Origin of the sequence: Rhizobium sp. SG_E_25_P2, assembly GCF_029892285.1 — a bacterium.
In the GTDB taxonomy this organism is placed as follows: domain Bacteria; phylum Pseudomonadota; class Alphaproteobacteria; order Rhizobiales; family Rhizobiaceae; genus Rhizobium_E.
In genome coordinates this window covers 786,540-801,248 of sequence record NZ_JARXVM010000001.1, presented here as the reverse complement: position 1 = coordinate 801,248, position 14,709 = coordinate 786,540, and the positions used below count along the sequence as shown (strand labels likewise).

Annotated in this window: 18 protein-coding genes; 5 read left to right on the top strand and 13 right to left on the bottom strand. The window is 60.1% G+C overall.

What is annotated here, in order from left to right:
- Nucleotides 1-79: 79 nt before the first annotated feature.
- The 4 genes from M2360_RS03860 to M2360_RS03845 form a co-directional block, all read right to left on the bottom strand.
- Complete coding sequence (locus M2360_RS03860; protein ID WP_280773034.1) at nt 80-505, bottom strand: transposase; 426 nt, start codon at nt 503-505, stop codon at nt 80-82.
- Between the two features lie 230 nt (nt 506-735).
- Nucleotides 736-939: a hypothetical protein gene (locus tag M2360_RS03855; RefSeq protein ID WP_280773033.1), complete on the bottom strand. Its 204-nt coding sequence runs from the start codon at nt 937-939 to the stop codon at nt 736-738.
- Nucleotide 940: 1 nt separating this feature from the next.
- A complete protein-coding gene (locus M2360_RS03850) occupies nt 941-1,372 on the bottom strand; it encodes a hypothetical protein (protein WP_280773032.1) in 432 nt (143 codons plus the stop codon).
- Nucleotides 1,373-1,652: 280 nt separating this feature from the next.
- On the bottom strand, nt 1,653-1,952 hold the full coding sequence (locus tag M2360_RS03845) for a hypothetical protein (RefSeq protein ID WP_280773031.1): 300 nt from the start codon (nt 1,950-1,952) through the stop codon (nt 1,653-1,655).
- Nucleotides 1,953-3,020: 1,068 nt separating this feature from the next.
- On the opposite strand from M2360_RS03845, the gene M2360_RS03840 reads away from it, so the two are divergent.
- Nucleotides 3,021-3,881, top strand: a complete 861-nt coding sequence (locus tag M2360_RS03840; RefSeq protein ID WP_280773030.1) for an alpha/beta fold hydrolase — start codon at nt 3,021-3,023, stop codon at nt 3,879-3,881.
- Between the two features lie 78 nt (nt 3,882-3,959).
- Here the strand turns inward: M2360_RS03840 and M2360_RS03835 are convergent, their stop codons facing one another.
- Nucleotides 3,960-4,211, bottom strand: coding sequence for a hypothetical protein (locus M2360_RS03835; protein ID WP_280773029.1), 252 nt, complete (start codon nt 4,209-4,211; stop codon nt 3,960-3,962).
- A 493-nt stretch (nt 4,212-4,704) separates the two neighbouring features.
- Between M2360_RS03835 and M2360_RS03830 the strand changes: the two genes are divergently transcribed.
- Nucleotides 4,705-4,890, top strand: coding sequence for a hypothetical protein (locus tag M2360_RS03830; RefSeq protein WP_280773028.1), 186 nt, complete (start codon nt 4,705-4,707; stop codon nt 4,888-4,890).
- A gap of 99 nt (nt 4,891-4,989) precedes the next feature.
- Here the strand turns inward: M2360_RS03830 and M2360_RS03825 are convergent, their stop codons facing one another.
- From M2360_RS03825 to M2360_RS03795, 7 genes are all read right to left on the bottom strand, one after another.
- On the bottom strand, nt 4,990-6,195 hold the full coding sequence (locus M2360_RS03825; protein ID WP_280773027.1) for a TIGR03862 family flavoprotein: 1,206 nt from the start codon (nt 6,193-6,195) through the stop codon (nt 4,990-4,992).
- Between the two features lie 39 nt (nt 6,196-6,234).
- Complete coding sequence (locus tag M2360_RS03820; protein WP_280773026.1) at nt 6,235-6,516, bottom strand: hypothetical protein; 282 nt, start codon at nt 6,514-6,516, stop codon at nt 6,235-6,237.
- A 61-nt stretch (nt 6,517-6,577) separates the two neighbouring features.
- The gene (locus M2360_RS03815) at nt 6,578-7,339 is read right to left on the bottom strand and encodes an SDR family oxidoreductase (RefSeq protein WP_280773025.1); all 762 of its coding nucleotides are present in this window, start codon (nt 7,337-7,339) and stop codon (nt 6,578-6,580) included.
- A gap of 1 nt (nt 7,340) precedes the next feature.
- Nucleotides 7,341-8,165: an ABC transporter permease gene (locus M2360_RS03810; RefSeq protein WP_280773024.1), complete on the bottom strand. Its 825-nt coding sequence runs from the start codon at nt 8,163-8,165 to the stop codon at nt 7,341-7,343.
- Nucleotides 8,165-9,031 (bottom strand): ABC transporter permease, encoded by an 867-nt coding sequence (locus tag M2360_RS03805; RefSeq protein WP_280773023.1) that lies wholly within the window; start codon nt 9,029-9,031, stop codon nt 8,165-8,167. The genes M2360_RS03810 and M2360_RS03805 overlap by 1 nt, the downstream gene beginning before the upstream one ends.
- 17 nt (nt 9,032-9,048) lie before the next feature.
- On the bottom strand, nt 9,049-10,203 hold the full coding sequence (locus M2360_RS03800; protein ID WP_280773022.1) for a spermidine/putrescine ABC transporter substrate-binding protein: 1,155 nt from the start codon (nt 10,201-10,203) through the stop codon (nt 9,049-9,051).
- A 23-nt stretch (nt 10,204-10,226) separates the two neighbouring features.
- Entirely contained in the window at nt 10,227-11,366 is a 1,140-nt protein-coding gene (locus M2360_RS03795; protein WP_280773021.1) for an ABC transporter ATP-binding protein, read from the bottom strand.
- 118 nt (nt 11,367-11,484) lie between these two features.
- On the opposite strand from M2360_RS03795, the gene M2360_RS03790 reads away from it, so the two are divergent.
- The 3 genes from M2360_RS03790 (at nt 11,485) to M2360_RS03780 (ending at nt 13,227) form a co-directional block, all read left to right on the top strand.
- On the top strand, nt 11,485-12,267 hold the full coding sequence (locus M2360_RS03790) for a helix-turn-helix transcriptional regulator (RefSeq protein ID WP_280773020.1): 783 nt from the start codon (nt 11,485-11,487) through the stop codon (nt 12,265-12,267).
- A gap of 162 nt (nt 12,268-12,429) precedes the next feature.
- The gene (locus tag M2360_RS03785; protein WP_280773086.1) at nt 12,430-12,783 is read left to right on the top strand and encodes a hypothetical protein; all 354 of its coding nucleotides are present in this window, start codon (nt 12,430-12,432) and stop codon (nt 12,781-12,783) included.
- Nucleotides 12,784-12,792: 9 nt separating this feature from the next.
- Nucleotides 12,793-13,227: a GNAT family N-acetyltransferase gene (locus M2360_RS03780; RefSeq protein WP_280773019.1), complete on the top strand. Its 435-nt coding sequence runs from the start codon at nt 12,793-12,795 to the stop codon at nt 13,225-13,227.
- Between the two features lie 37 nt (nt 13,228-13,264).
- Here the strand turns inward: M2360_RS03780 and M2360_RS03775 are convergent, their stop codons facing one another.
- A complete protein-coding gene (locus M2360_RS03775; protein WP_280773018.1) occupies nt 13,265-14,611 on the bottom strand; it encodes an MFS transporter in 1,347 nt (448 codons plus the stop codon).
- Nucleotides 14,612-14,709 lie beyond the last annotated feature (98 nt).

Genomic DNA, 14,709 nt, shown 5'->3' with positions numbered 1-14,709 from the left:
CAAGAGCAAAGTTGAGACGGGCGTGAAAGTCACAAGGGACACTAACGTATATAGCAGCACATAGGCCTTTTGGGATCGTTCACGCCGGTTCTTTCAGATGGCCGCTAACATCACGCCGCGATTTCGGGGACGTGTCCCTCGACCAATCGCAGGAATCGTTGGTTGTGAGCCCACCTTCCTCAAGACGAATGGTGACAGGGCCCACGACAATCTCGGCGCGACCAACCGCTTTAGGCGGCGGTTCCGAAACAGGTGGATCGACGATCACCGCCGCGAACTCTACCTCATCCTCCGGTGCTGGCAGGATCAACTTGCCCTGCCGCGCCATCGTCCGCCAGGTGGAAAGACTGTTCGCCCGCAATCCATAGCGCTGCGCAACTTCATTGACCGTCGTGCCAGGCCTCAGGCTTTCCGAAACGATCTTCGCTTTGACCTCGTCCGGCCATTGACGATGAACCTCACGCACAGGCTTCCTGGTTGTGAGAAACTCCAATGTACTCTCCATGGAGAAACTCCCGTTCTTCATCCATGGAATGTCGATCACAGATCAGGCGGAAGCGAGCAATTTGGGGCAGAACACCGGTTACAGTCCATTGCCGTTCTCTGAAACCTAGAAGAACGGCGAAGCTTACAAGGATTTCGACGACGACTGATCTACAATTGTTCGCCCTCTCGTCGCCCACCTGTGCATTTGCGAGGCTCTTCTGGGGCCGACATATTCGTTGAATGCGTGTGTTATTCCTGCGGCAGTTTCCCTGACTTTGCCGCCTGATTGGCGGTAGGCAAATTGGTAGAAGGCGTCTTCCCACGATCAGCGTTACTCATTAGTTTTGCCACGTACGAGGCGGGGATCGCTTTCGCTTCGTTGATCGGCGGCAGAAAGCTGACGCTTCCTGCCGCGATTACAATCAGCAAAATATATTTCAGTAGGTGTGCCATATTACTCTCGCAACTCCTTAAACGCCGCCATTCCTGTTTCAGTCAGCACTAAGTGTGATTGGGCAGTGACCTTGATCAATTTGAAAAACACGAGGTCTTCGACCTGATCTTTGATTGATTTAACCACTCGTTTCTGAGCTTTTGCGTAAGCGATCTTATCCTTGCGAAAATCGCACAACTCGATGCCATAGATCAGAATTTCATCCTCGATCCAGCCTTCAGCGAAGCTCTTGCTCGTTACCGGTGGTGGACCGGTATCGATAGCTGTGGCCACCGAAGCGAAAAAGATGCCCGTCTCGATTTGGGCGATCGCTTTGAAAGCGCCGGTTGGTGAGGAATGGGTGAAGTCCCAGCGGTCGTGCTCGCTAAGGAGCTTTCCCGCGATCACGGTCCAGCGTTTGCTGAAAACTTTCAAGCCATGCAGTGCGTTCATCGACCACTCCCAGAGCAGAGCCGTGGCCGGGCCATTCCCGGTCATATGCAGCCTGCTTATCCCGTCTCGCAGACGGAATTCCCGAAGAGGTGATGTAGGCGTATGAGTTCGGGCGATGTGGCACCCAAAAAACTGAGCGAAACGGTGCGTTTTCATACAGATCTGCAGAGAGATAAGTCATGGCAATTCCCCTGTTTCGACACAATGAAATGTAGCGAAGCTTTGTGAGGTTGCAATCTCACTTTTTGTTCCAGTGATTTCGAGAATGCGCCGTAAATCGCTACCGCATTGCTTCAGGCTGATCTGCATCAGCAACGCCAGTTTTGATCGTCAGCGTGTATGGAATGCCGCCGAGGTAGAAGGTCGCCCCTAGGCAAAATGCATGTCGACCCATGTAACCTAGATCAACCTCACGAAGGACCTCGCATTCCAGATACGGCGCGTTTCGATCGAAACGCTCGACCTTAAATTCGCAAAGGCCCAAGACCGCTGCAATGGTGGCAACAATAGCAAACAAGACGCCAGCAATGTTAAAAACAGTTTTCTTCACAGTAACGCTCCCCATCTGAATGGATTGCATTCTAGAGGTCACCGGAAGTGCGCCAAGATTTGAACTTTTTTTGCTCAAAAATGTTGGTTTGCACGCAGAACTGAGCTGGTTAGGCGCGCCGCTCAGTTCCTCTATATTCGTTGTGCCTTGATCTTCTGGCGCCTGAACTGTCTAAAGCGAGGGCGATGGAAGATTGCCGGCACCTGACGGTTACCACTTCTCGCATCAAATCGGTCGATCCACTGAGACCGAGTCGGTGTCCTCGACCAAAGAGTTTCAAACGAAAGATTGTTCATCCCCACGCCGCTCAACATGCTTATCGTGCCGGAGCGCGCCAAGGTCGGACGATTTCGGCTGTTGATTGATTATCTGGTCGAACGCGCCGCCGATCTGTCGGGGTTGGAGAGGCCATAAAGAACCTCCCCAAACGGCGCGGCAATCGGCGTGGTTTGTATGGCGATCGCGCGGAATATCGCGCGATCGCTTAAAATCGGCCAAGCAGGCGGGCGGCAGGGATTCGAACTGGGCATACGTCGAGAGTCTAAGCCGCTAACCTCGGGAGAGGGTTTTCAACCAATCGCAGGAATCGTTGGTTGTGAGCCCCCGCAACCATTGATTAATTATTTTATCAGACGGCTACTTGGATCGAATGTCGGTATCGGTGGCTGCGAGCCCCCGCAACCAAATAGAATCCAATAATCATACGCAAAGCCCCGCACGGTCCATCCGGCGGGGCTTTTGCGTGTTGTGCTCGTCGGTAGTCGCGCCGATTGGAACAGGATCGTTTTTCGGCCTCAGCGGGTGGGCTGTCTCCGATGGGCTCCAGAAGGCGGCGGTTGTTGAACCAAGCGAGCCATTCGAACCTGGCGAACTCCACGGCTTCGAAGTTGCCGTGACGGGCTGCGACGTCCATTCAGCCGCGCTTCAGTTTTATATCGGACGACCCGCTGGACAGGCCATAACGACCACCCCAATATGGCCACCGGCGGCGCCACGTCGACGCAAAAACAGACAATGGCGGCATGAAGTCTACAGATCGACCCGGTTGAATACGGGAGGTTTGCCCAAGGACCGAGTTTACAATTGGGAGATCGTGACATGCAGGACAATTTTGTTGACATCGACGGGATACGGATCCGCTATTGCGACGTCGGAGGCGCCGGCAGACCGGTGTTGTTCATTCATGGCATCGCGGGCTCGCTCGAAATGTGGCGTCCGCAACTCGGCCAGTTCGATCCGTCGATCCGCACGATCGCTCTCGATCTCCCGGGGCATGGTCTCTCAGATATTGCGCCGGAACCGCAGGACGCGGATATTTTTGCACGCTTCGTGTGGCATTTCGTCAATGCGCTGGACATCGACAAGGTCACGATTGTTGGTAATTCGCTTGGAGGAGCAATCGGCTTGCGCATGGCCGGCATGTTCCCCGGCAGAGTGACGGGATTATTGTTGGCGGATGCCGCGACCATCGGTCGGGAAGTGTTTTTTCCTTTCAGGCTGATGACCCTGCCGCTTCTGGGAGAACTGCTCAACCGTCCCGGCCAGGTTGCGGTCGAACAGCAGTTGAAGGCGCTCTTTCACGATCCTGGGATCGTGACGCCCGAGATTCGCGAGGTTGTCGCGCGCAATGTGCAAAAGCCGGGCGCAGGTGCTGCCTTTTTGACCACTCTGCGCCGCATGACCGGCTTGCGGGGACAGAAAACCGAGTTTGTCGAGACGTCCCATATATTGCTGCGTAACTTGCGACTGCCCTGCATCATCCTGCATGGGCGCCAGGACACCGTGCTGCCCGTCCAACAAGCGCTTGACGCAGCCAAGCTTGTCCCTTCGGCATCGCTTGTTGTTTTGGAGGAGTGTGGGCACACCCCGCAGATCGAAAAGCCGGAAGCGTTCAATCAATATGTGCTCCAGTTGGTAGAGGCTCAAGCGGGGAGCGGCGTGGCGGGCCTTATGGCGTAATCGCCGGGTGAGATGCGAACCAGGCTCAGGATGTATTCAGAACCCGGCCAGGCGTTCGTTTCCCGTGAAGACCGAGCATTAAATGCTATTCAGCGTCGGATTTGAAGCGTCGTGCGGAGCAAGTGCTGCGCAGATGAATGCGCTTAAGACAGCGATCCCGGCGAAGAAGCGCCGGTAGGTGTAGCCGATTGCAGCCAGGACGGCGTGGATAGCGTCGCCTTGGGCATGGGCGAGATGGTTTCGGCCTATGCGGTGGTCGTCCATGAGGTGGACGATGACGGGTTCAACGGCCGATCGCCTGCGCAGATCCGGTTTGATCTGATCAGGCATACTGCGCTTCTGGCCGGCGGTGTCGTCTTTGAAGCGGTGGGACTTGGGGCGTTGTGGCGCTTGTAGCCGGTATCGGCGATGATGCACGTCAACGTTGCGCCGACCGGGCCCTTGATGGCGGGGATGACGGTTTGGAGCGTGTGGCCGTCATAGGGCGTTCCGGGCAGCGCCTGGATGTGGCTGACGAACTGGCCGCCTTTGGAGCGCTGCAGCGTGGTGGCGACTGCATTCGACCTCGGGCCCATGCTGCGAGAAGACCCGGTGATCTGAATTTACATGTCTCGGTATGCAAAGGCCCCGCAACCAAAAATCAGTTCCTAAACGCCGGGTGACAAAATCACCGGGCGTTTTTGCATCTATAAGACCGTAGGTGGAGGCCAGACGTCGCCGTTAAGACAAAATTAGTGATTAGAACGGTCGCGGATGCAATCGTCGAGGGATAGCCGGAACCACCGGCTTCCCTGCGGCGTTTCCCAGCGATACCGAGGCGCACATGATGCATGACAAGAACAACACTGATTCGAATTCGCACGATGCCTCGGCGGCTCGCATGATCTCGCCCGTCATGACGGGGTGGGATCACGCCGCGATGACCAAGGCGGTTTGGGCGCTGGCGGATTGCCCCGTGCTGAGGTTGTTCTCAGACCCCATGGCCGACGATCACCGCGTCCTTCACTAAAACAGGTTGCCCAAAAGCAGCCGCAGGTTTCGGACGGCGACATCCAACAAACAAGAAATTAGAAACGTAAGGCGCCAATCCGAAAGATTGCGACACGCTCTAGGCGCATAGCCAGCTGTGCATTCCTGATGCGACATGTCGCCCCGACGCAAAACAGGCGGATAGCAGATAGCCGCCTGTCGGCGCTTCCCAATCCAACATCTCACCGGCGGCAAACAGGCCGGGGATGCGCCTGAACATCAAATTTTCATCGACCTCGGCCCAGTCGAGGCCGCCAGCGCTGGAAATCGCTTCTGTGATCGGTCGCGGGCGGAGCACCGGCAACGGCAATGTCTTGATCCGGCGCGCGACTGCGTCCGCTCCGAGCGAGCCGAGTTCCGGCGTCAGCTCACGCAAAAGCGCGGCCTTGACACCGTCGAGCCCCGCCCCCTTGCGCAGGCGGTTGCTGAGGCTGATCTTGGCTTTCTGTTGGCGGAATTCCGTCTCGAGCCGATCAAGGCCCCGATCCGGCTGGAGATCGATGACGAGCGGCTCGGTTTCGGCATTTTCGAGGCCATCACGGATGGCGGCCGCATGGCCATAGACCAGGCTTCCTTCAATTCCGTGCCTGGAGATCACAAATTCGCCACGCGTTTCGCCCGCCGCAGAGCGAAGCGCGACGGATTTCAACGGCGCTCCCGCGAAGCGCTCGCGAAACACCGGGCTCCAATCGATATCGAAACCGCAATTGGCCGGACGAAACGGCGACACGGACACGCCACGCTGTTGCAGCCACGACACCCAGGCGGCGTCCGAGCCGAGGCGTGGCCAGCTGGCGCCCCCGAGCGCCAGCAATGTCGCGGCTGAAGACAGCGTGATCTCGCCGTCGGGCGTCGAAACGCGTAAGGCGTCGCCGTCAAATCCCACCCAGCGGTGACGGGTTTTGATCTCCACGCCGAGATTTGACAGCCGCAGAAGCCAGGCGCGGAGCAGGGGCGAAGCCTTCATCGCCCTGGGGAAGACGCGGCCGGAACTGCCGACAAATGTGTCCGCGCCGAGCCCATCGGCCCAGGCGCGCAACGCCTCGGGCGGAAAAGCGTCGAGCCCCGGCCGAAGTCGGGGAGATGCCGATCCATAGCGAGACATCAATCGGGCATAGGGCTCTGCATGGGTGAGATTGAGACCGGATTTGCCGGCCAGCAGGAATTTGCGCGCCACGGTCGGCATCGCCTCGTAGACGATGACCTTATGGCCGAGTTCGGCAAGCCGTTCCGCCGCCATCAACCCTGCCGGGCCGCCGCCGATGATCGCAATATTCGTGTTCATGGCTTGTCATGGCCAAGCCCGCGCCGACGCGCAAGCTGTTTATCGCAAAAGCCTGCGGCGATTGGCGCGGACGGCGCGGAGATAACGGGAAACGGAACGCGCCTGCGTGCTTTCAAGGGACTTGCCCTGGGCGAGCGCGAAGGCGTTTTCGATGGCGAGCAATCCCGCCAGCTGCAGTTTTTCGCTGACCATCAATTGCGCTTCGGTCGCGGCCTTCTGGCCGCCGGCGCCCAGCGTGATCATCCGCAGGCCGATCACCAGATTGGATTCAAAAGCCAGTTGCATCATGTTGAGGCCGAGGGTGACGGGAGGAATGAACATCGGAGTCCTTTCGGCGCGGATCGCGCGAGGCGTCAACGTGCGGTGACCGATCCGGTTCCCTTCAGGCAACGGTCTCGCCGCCATCGGCCACCAGGATCTGCCCAGTGATATAAGAAGACCGCTGCGAGACGAGAAACAGGATCGGCTCGGCAATCTCCTCGACCTGGGCCCAGCGGCCCATCGGCACGCGCCTGGAGATATAGGCCTCGATCGCCTCGCGGCCGCCGACCTGGCGGATGAAGGGCTCGTTGAACGGCGTGTCCACCCAGCCGGGGCACAGCGCATTCACCCGCACGCCATATCTGGCATAATCGCCGGCCATCTGCTTGGTCATGGCGATCACCGCATGTTTGGTGGTGCAATAGGCGATCATTTCGCGATCATAGAGAATGCCTGAGCTCGAGGCGGTGTTGAGGATAACGCCGCGTCCCGCCGCCTTCATGAACGGCATCACGGCGCGGGCGGCGATGAAATGCGCCCGCACATTGAGATCCCAGGACTTGTCGAAACCGTCGAGGCTGACCTGTTCGAGATCGCCCTCGACCTGGGCGCCGGCATGATTGTGGAGAATGTCGATACGGCCGCGCCGGGCATGCAGTTCGGCAATCGCTGCGGTGAGGCCTGCGTCGTTGGTGACGTCGACGATGACCGCTTCGGCCTCGCCGCTCGCATCCTTGATCCGTTTCACGGTTTCCTCGGCGCCTGCCCTGTCGCGGTCGAAGACGGCCACATAGGCGCCTTCGCGCGCCATGATTTCCGCGCCGGCGCGGCCGATGCCGGAACCCGCGCCGGTGACGATGGCCGTCTGGTTTGCGAGGATCATGTCAGTCTCCTTCGGCGGCCCGGGGCTTCTTGTCGCGCATCAGCGTGCGCGCCAGGCCGATCAGCATGAGAGAGGCGACCAGCACGGATGTGGCGATCGCGTTGATTTCAGGGGTTACGCCGCGACGGATCGAGGCGAAGACGTAGATCGGCAGCGTCGTCTTCGAGCCCGCGACGAAAAAGGCGATGATGAAATCGTCGAAGGAGAAGGTGAAGGCCAGCAAGAAGCCCGCCACGATCGACGGCATGATCTGCGGCAGCACGATCAGCCTGAATGTGGTGAGCGGCGTGGCGTTGAGATCGCTGGAGGCTTCGACGATATCGCGGCCGAGCGAGGCGACGCGCGCCTTGACGATCATCGTCACCAGCGCCAGCGAAAACAGTCCATGCGCAGCGATGATCGAGCCATAGCCGAGGCCGAGTTTCGGCGGCGTCTCGCCGGGCCAGAGGCTGGCGATCAGCGGATTGACGGCGCCGAACACCGCCACCAGCGCCACCAGCGTGGCGATGCCGATCACCACGCCGGGTACGACGATGGCGGCGGCGAACAAGGCGTCGAACACCAGCCGGCTGCGTTTCCCCAGCCGCTCCATGCCGAGAGCCGCCATGGTGCCGAATACGGCGGCGAGGCCGGCGGAGACGAAGGCGATCAGCAGCGAATTCTGCAGCGCTTCGAGCAGAAACCGGTTGGAAAAGGCCTTGGCGTACCAGGCGAGCGAAAAGCCGGTGAATTCCGAAGCGCTGCGGCCGGCATTGAAGGAAAACAGCACCACCAGCGCGATTGGCGCATACAGGAACAGGTAAACAGCTGTCACAAGCGCCCGCATCAGATCAGATCCACTTGTTTGGTTCCGGCAATGCGGAAAGCAAGGCGCATCGACACGGTCAGCACGATCACCACCACAGCGACCAGCGTCAGCGCGATCGCCGAGCCGAACGGCCAGTTGCGCGATTGCAGGAAGAGATCCACCAGCGCATTGCCGATGAAGAACACCTTGCCGCCGCCCAGCAGTTGCGGGATCAAATATTCGCCGAGAAGAAGAATGGTGACGAGCGCGACCCCGGTCATGACTCCGGGGAGGGAAAGCGGCAACGTCACCTGAAAGAAGGTCGCAATCGGCTTGGCGCCGAGATCGGAGGAGGCTTCGAGCAGGCGCCGGTCGAGTTTTTCGAGACTGACATAAATCGGCATGATCATCAGCGGCAGATAGCCATAGACGATGCCGATGATCACGGCGAACGGCGTGTTGATAAGCCTGAAGTCCTCGATGCCGATCATGCCGAGGAGATTTGGAATGCCGCGCGAGCCGAGAATATACATCCAGGCATAGGTGCGGACGAGCAGGCTGGTCCAGAACGGCGCGACGATCAGCGACACCAAGAGCAGCCGATAGCGCCTGTCGGCCTTGACCGCCAGGAAATAAGCGACGGGATATCCAACGATCAAGCAGACGAAGGCGCCCGTCGGGGCGAGGATCATCGTGTTGAAGAAGGCTTTGGCGCGGCTCGGCAGATTGGCGAATTGGGCGAAGGTGAAGGCGGCCTGATAGCCGCCTTCGGGCGCGCGTTCGCCAAAAGCGAAGACGATGATGGCGATGAAGGGCAGGACGAGAAACACCAGCATCCACAGCGCCGCCGGAGCCATAAGCCCCGCCGTCGTCAGCGCCTGCTTTCTCTCCGCCGTCATCGCCATGATCGCGACCTTTCCCGTCAGGCCGACTTGAACCGCGCCATGACTTCGGCGCGACCTGGATCGGTGAGCGTCACGGCGGCGCCAAATTCGAGCGGCGTCAGCGAGGCTTCGTCGGGATAGACGATAAGGTTGGAGGTGACGTCCTTGGGCAAAAGCGCCATGACGCGGGAATCGGTGGTCGGCGCGCCGTTGAAGATGTGCTCCTTCACCGCCACGTCTGGAGTCATCAGGTAGTCGAGCAGCGCATAGGCCGCCGGCTTGTTCGGCGCATCCTTGGGGATGGCGTAGAAGTCGCACCAGATCTCGCCGCCATCCTTGCCGAGCACGAATTTAATGTCGGGCATGTCGCGATTGAGCTGGGCGCCGTCATTGGTCCAGCACATGGTCATCCAGGCGTCGGTCGAACGCATGGAGGGCTGGTAGTCGGAATTGATCGCGAAGAGATTCGGCTTGACCTTGATCAGCAGTTCCTCGGCCTTGGCCAATTCGTCGGCCGCGATCGAGTTGAAGCCATAGCCGAGCGCCACCAGCGCGCTGCCGATCGTGGTCAGCTGGTAGTCATGCACCATCACGCGGCCGTCGGCCTCGCCTTGGGCGAGATCGAAGAAGTCCTTCCAGGAGGTCACCGGGCTCTTGATCTTGGCGGAGTTGAAGGCGATGCCAGTCGTGCCCCAGTTCTTCGGCACGGCATAGGTCTTTCCGTCGATCGCGCCTTCATGGGTAAAGCGCTGGTTCTCTGTCGCCGGCGAAAAGTTCGGCAGTTTGGCGAGATCGAGTTCATCGATCAAGCCGAGCTTCTGATAGGTCGAGATGGTGTAATTCGTCGGCACGAACAGGTCCCAGCCCGAGGCGCCGGCCTGCAGCTTGGCGAGCATTTCTTCATTCGAGCCGAACACATTGACCTCGACGGCGACGCCGGTCTTGGCAGTGAAGGCGTCGAACGTGGCGGGGTCGTGGTAATTGGGCCAGGTGGCGATCGACATCTGCGTGCCGAGATCGCCGGCGGCGTAAGCGGGCGAGCCGAGAAGGCCTGTCTGGCGACCCAACACGGCGGCGGCCAGGCCCAGGCCGGTGACCTGGAGGAAATGGCGGCGGCTCACCGAGCCGCGCTTGTAGCGCATCAGTTCGTCGGCGAAACGGTCTTGCGTCAAAGGCTTGTCATTGGTCGTCATCACACTGTTCCCTTTGTTGTCGGTTATGCTGCGTCATGCGAGAAGACATGCGGGGCGGCGGGCGAGATGGTGAGCTCCACCCGCGCGCCCGGCTCATAAAGACTGGCGGCTCCGCCTTGCAGCGCGCGATCGGCAAAGACGAGGAGATCGCCGAGGCCGGCAACGGCGACCGAATATTCCACCGACGAGCCGAGAAAGATCCGATGCGTGACGTCGCCGACGAGACCTGTCGAGGCAGGTGTCGCGGGCTGTAGCGCGATGGCTTCGGGACGGATCGCCACCACTGCTTTGCCGATCGCAACATCAGGACGGGTGAGGGGTAGCACGAGGCCGTTGCCGAAGCGGGCCGCGACGGATCCACCCTGGTGTTCGACCACCGCGTCGAGCCTGTTGGTCTTGCCGACGAAATCGGCCACGAACAGGCTGGCCGGATTGTCGTAGATATCCTGCGGGCTCGAAAGCTGCACGATGCGGCCTGTATTCATCACGCAGACCTGGTCGCTCATCGACAGCGCTTCTTCCTGATCATGGGTCACCAGCAGGAAGGTGATGCCGAGTTCGCGATGCAGGTTCTGAAGCTCCAGCTGCATGGCGATGCGCAGCTTCTTGTCGAGTGCGGCGAGCGGCTCGTCGAGAAGCAGAACGCGGGGGCGATTGACGATGGCGCGGGCAAGCGCGACGCGCTGCTGCTGGCCGCCGGACAATTCGTGAATGCGGCGCTTAGCGAATTTGCCGAGATGGACCATGTCGAGCGCCTCTGCGGCGCGGCGGCGAATTTCTTTGTCGTCGAGACGCGGGCGGATCTGCCTGAGGCCATAGGCGACATTGGTTTCGACGTCGAAATGCGGAAACAGCGCGTAATGCTGGAACACCATGTTTACGGGGCGGCGATAGGCCGGCACGCCGCGCATGGACTGGCCCGCGATCAGCAGATCGCCATCGCTCGGCTGCTCAAAGCCGCCGATCATCCGCAGGCAGGTGGTCTTGCCGCAGCCGGACGGGCCGAGCAGCGCGATGAAAGCGCCGCGCTTCAGCTGTAGGTCTATTCCGGATACCGCCGTCACATCGCCATAACGCTTGGCGACGCCGCGGAATTCCACATCGAATTCGGCTGATGGTTCCACTGTTCTGTTCCCCTGGGGTCGCGGCGATTGCCTCGCCATCTATTCCCCTGATGCTGAAAGACTATGCGGATACCGCTTTTGGGGTATATACCCCGAAAGAGGTATTTTTATAAAAATTTATGGATCGGGGGAGTATGATCCAGCGGAGGAGCCGGGCATGAGCGTCGATTTCAAATCCTTGTTTTTGTCGGCGTCGATTCTTTGGGATTCCGGCGAGGCCATGGACGAGGAAGTTGGCCGCAGGCTTGCCGATATGCTCGGCGCGCTGGCCCGCTTCGACTATTGCGTGATCTTTGCCTATTGCGGCGAAGCGCGTCCGATCGATCTCTATTCGACCTTTGATGAGCGGGAGTACCATGTCTTCGTGACGCTTTATCAGGAGGGGCCTTATCTGCTTGATCCATTCTACCGGGCGGCGACCCTGCCTCGGCCTGGTGTGTGGCGGATGCGCGAACTCGCGCCCGACCGGTTCTTCGCCAGCGAATATTATCGCACCTACTATGTCGAGACGCGCCTGGCGGAAGAGATTGGCTTCTTCATTCCGGTGGACGGCGGCGCGACCGTGGTCTTATCCCTGATGCGGGCGCAGGGGACCGGCCTGTTCCGCGCCGGCGACATCGACCTTCTTCGCAAGGCTGAACCTTTGGTCGCGGCGATGATCCGGCGCCGCTGGGGTGATCTCGGCCGTCGTTTCGCGCAGGCGGAGCCGGTCCCGCCATCGGCGCCGACGCCAGGTTCGCGGCCGACGCTCACCCAGCGGGAAAAGGCGATCATCCAACTCGTATTGCAGGGGCATTCGTCCGAATCCATCGGCCTCACGCTCGGCATCGCCACCGGCACCGTCAAGGTGCACAGGCGCAACATTTATCGCAAGCTCGGCATCGCTTCGCAAACACAGTTGATGTCGCATTACCTGGAAAGCCTCCGGGTAAACGGATAATCCGCGAATCCAACGCGGAGTGCGAGGATTTGTCGATTTGGAGCCGGGAAGGAAAATCTCTGTTAAGGGCTCGGGTCTAGTCTGACAAAAAAATATTATGATGCAGGCAGCCGCACGATGACCGCGACCAAGGCGCATTTCCTGAACAAGGAAGAGTCGTTCATGTATGATCGGGAGCATCGGTTCCCGATGGAGGAAACGATGAACGCCGCCCGGCTCGAATATACCGAGAAGGGCGTCATGCATATGGCGGCGCGGCGTTGCGATTTGATCATGATCGGAACCAGCGGCGCGGTGCTGGCGCTGAACACAAAATTCAGTCTGCCTGAACAGTTTTATCTCGATGTTCCCGACGCCAAGATCTCACGTGTCGGCTGCCTGATGATGCGGGTCTACGCCAACAACACCGTGCAAGTTCGGTTTCTGTCGATGATGCCGCAGAAGGATATCGACCGTATCTTCGTCTACAGCACGCATCCGAAACATCGCAACAAACTGCTCGATCTCCGGGCCTGAGGAAAGTTGATGGCGGCTCATCCGGTCATTCTCGTCGCGCCGGTGTTTTCGACGCTCGCCAATCTGGGCTTCCAGTTGCGCCGGACGGTGTTCGTGCTCGAGCAGAAAGTGCCGGCCGAGGAAGAGGTCGACGCCGACGATCTCACGGCGATCCATATGGTGGCGCTGATGGAGGGCGAAGTCGCGGGCGTGCTCCGCATCGTGCGCCGGCCCGAACATCTGAAGATCGGGCGCGTGGCGGTCGACAGCGCTTTTCGCGGCCGCGGCATTGCCGGGGCGATGATGAAGCGGGTGCTGGAGGATTATGCCGACGAAGCCGGCGGCCGGTTTTTCCTGACCGCCCAGACCGACAAGGTCGGTCTCTATGAGCGATTCGGCTTCAAAGTCTTCGGTGATGTGTTCATGGATGCGGGCATCCCGCATCTGGCCATGAAGACGTATTGAGAGAAGCCGCCCGGCGGACCGGACGGCTCCCGATGCATCACTTGTCGATGTCGACGTGCTGGGTTTCCTCACCCAGCAACAGCGCGATCAGCGTCAAGCCCGCCATGGCGGTGAGGTAGACGCCGACCCAGAACGGGCTGCCCTGGCCATAGCTCCACAGCGCCACGGCGATGAACGGGGCGACAGCCGCGCCGAGGATGGAAGAGACGTTGTAGGCCACACCCGAACCCGTATAGCGCACATTGGCCGGGAACAGCTCCGGCAGAAGCGCTCCCATCGGGCCAAAGGTCATGCCCATCAGGCTGAAGCCGATCACCAGCCAGGCGACCACGCCGAGATTGCCGAGCGCGAGCAGCGGAACCCAGCTCAGGCCGAAAGCGGCGATGCCCAGCGTCACCGCGATCAGCATCTTGCGGCGGCCGAACTTCTCCGCCCAGGGTCCGGACAGGAAGGTGAAGATGCCGAAGAACACCACGCCGAAGATCAGCATCATCACGAAGCTGCGATAGTCGTAGCCGAGACCCGGCACGGCGGCGTCGACGGGCTTGCTGCCGAAGCTCAGCGAGAAGGCCGTCATCAGGTAAAACAGCACATAGGTCGCAAGCATGTAGAAGGTGCCGAGCACGATCTGCTTGCCATGGCCCTGGAAGGCGGCGGCGAGCGGAAGCTTGCGCACCTGGCCGGTCTTGACGGTTTTTTCGAAGGCGCTGCTCTCGACGAGGTTGAGGCGCACCCACAGACCGACGATCACCATCACCGCCGAGGCGAGGAAGGGAATGCGCCAGCCCCAGCTCAGGAAAGCTTCCGACGGCATCGACGGATCCGATGACGGCAGGACCGCCGCGATCAGCAGGAACAGGCCGTTGGCGAGAATGAAGCCGATCGGCGCGCCGAGCTGCGGGAAGGTGCCGAACACGGCGCGTTTGCCCTTTGGCGCGTTTTCGGTGGCGACCAGGGCTGCGCCCGACCATTCGCCGCCGAGCGCGAAGCCCTGCGCCATGCGCAGCACCACCAGAAGCAGCGTGGCCAGCCAACCGACGGAGGGATAGGTCGGCAAAGCGCCGATCAGGAAGGTGGCGACCCCCATGGTCAGCAGCGCGCCGACCAGCGTCGCCTTGCGGCCGCGCCTGTCGCCGAGATGACCAAAGAAGATCGCGCCGAGCGGCCGGGCGACCATAGCGGCGCCGAACACCGCGAAGGACGCCAGAAGCGCCGTCGTCGGATCTCCCTTCGGGAAGAAGAGATGCGGGAACACCAGCACCGCGGCGGTGGCGTAGACGTAGAAATCGTAAAATTCGATCGTGGTGCCGATCAGGCTCGCCAAAATCACGCGCGCACGGCTATTGGCCGGAGCGCCCGCCTGGGCGGAGTCGAGAGAAGACATGATTTTACTACTCCAGTTCTTCTTGTTTTGCCGGCTGCCTACACGAATGAGATTGCGATAAAAAGGCTGAAATGGCTGAAAGCGTTCGGTTTGGCGGC

Excerpts from the sequence above, each read along its gene's own strand:
- M2360_RS03860 (WP_280773034.1), bottom strand. The coding sequence starts at position 505 with ATGGAGAGTACATTGGAGTTTCTCACAACCAGGAAGCCTGTGCGTGAG.
- M2360_RS03855 (WP_280773033.1), bottom strand. The coding sequence starts at position 939 with ATGGCACACCTACTGAAATATATTTTGCTGATTGTAATCGCGGCAGGA.
- M2360_RS03850 (WP_280773032.1), bottom strand. The coding sequence starts at position 1,372 with ATGAACGCACTGCATGGCTTGAAAGTTTTCAGCAAACGCTGGACCGTG.
- M2360_RS03845 (WP_280773031.1), bottom strand. The coding sequence starts at position 1,952 with ATGCAATCCATTCAGATGGGGAGCGTTACTGTGAAGAAAACTGTTTTT.
- M2360_RS03840 (WP_280773030.1), top strand. The coding sequence starts at position 3,021 with ATGCAGGACAATTTTGTTGACATCGACGGGATACGGATCCGCTATTGC.
- M2360_RS03835 (WP_280773029.1), bottom strand. The coding sequence starts at position 4,211 with ATGCCTGATCAGATCAAACCGGATCTGCGCAGGCGATCGGCCGTTGAA.
- M2360_RS03830 (WP_280773028.1), top strand. The coding sequence starts at position 4,705 with ATGATGCATGACAAGAACAACACTGATTCGAATTCGCACGATGCCTCG.
- M2360_RS03825 (WP_280773027.1), bottom strand. The coding sequence starts at position 6,195 with ATGAACACGAATATTGCGATCATCGGCGGCGGCCCGGCAGGGTTGATG.
- M2360_RS03820 (WP_280773026.1), bottom strand. The coding sequence starts at position 6,516 with ATGTTCATTCCTCCCGTCACCCTCGGCCTCAACATGATGCAACTGGCT.
- M2360_RS03815 (WP_280773025.1), bottom strand. The coding sequence starts at position 7,339 with ATGATCCTCGCAAACCAGACGGCCATCGTCACCGGCGCGGGTTCCGGC.
- M2360_RS03810 (WP_280773024.1), bottom strand. The coding sequence starts at position 8,165 with ATGCGGGCGCTTGTGACAGCTGTTTACCTGTTCCTGTATGCGCCAATC.
- M2360_RS03805 (WP_280773023.1), bottom strand. The coding sequence starts at position 9,031 with ATGGCGATGACGGCGGAGAGAAAGCAGGCGCTGACGACGGCGGGGCTT.
- M2360_RS03800 (WP_280773022.1), bottom strand. The coding sequence starts at position 10,203 with ATGACGACCAATGACAAGCCTTTGACGCAAGACCGTTTCGCCGACGAA.
- M2360_RS03795 (WP_280773021.1), bottom strand. The coding sequence starts at position 11,366 with ATGGCGAGGCAATCGCCGCGACCCCAGGGGAACAGAACAGTGGAACCA.
- M2360_RS03790 (WP_280773020.1), top strand. The coding sequence starts at position 11,485 with ATGAGCGTCGATTTCAAATCCTTGTTTTTGTCGGCGTCGATTCTTTGG.
- M2360_RS03785 (WP_280773086.1), top strand. The coding sequence starts at position 12,430 with ATGTATGATCGGGAGCATCGGTTCCCGATGGAGGAAACGATGAACGCC.
- M2360_RS03780 (WP_280773019.1), top strand. The coding sequence starts at position 12,793 with ATGGCGGCTCATCCGGTCATTCTCGTCGCGCCGGTGTTTTCGACGCTC.
- M2360_RS03775 (WP_280773018.1), bottom strand. The coding sequence starts at position 14,611 with ATGTCTTCTCTCGACTCCGCCCAGGCGGGCGCTCCGGCCAATAGCCGT.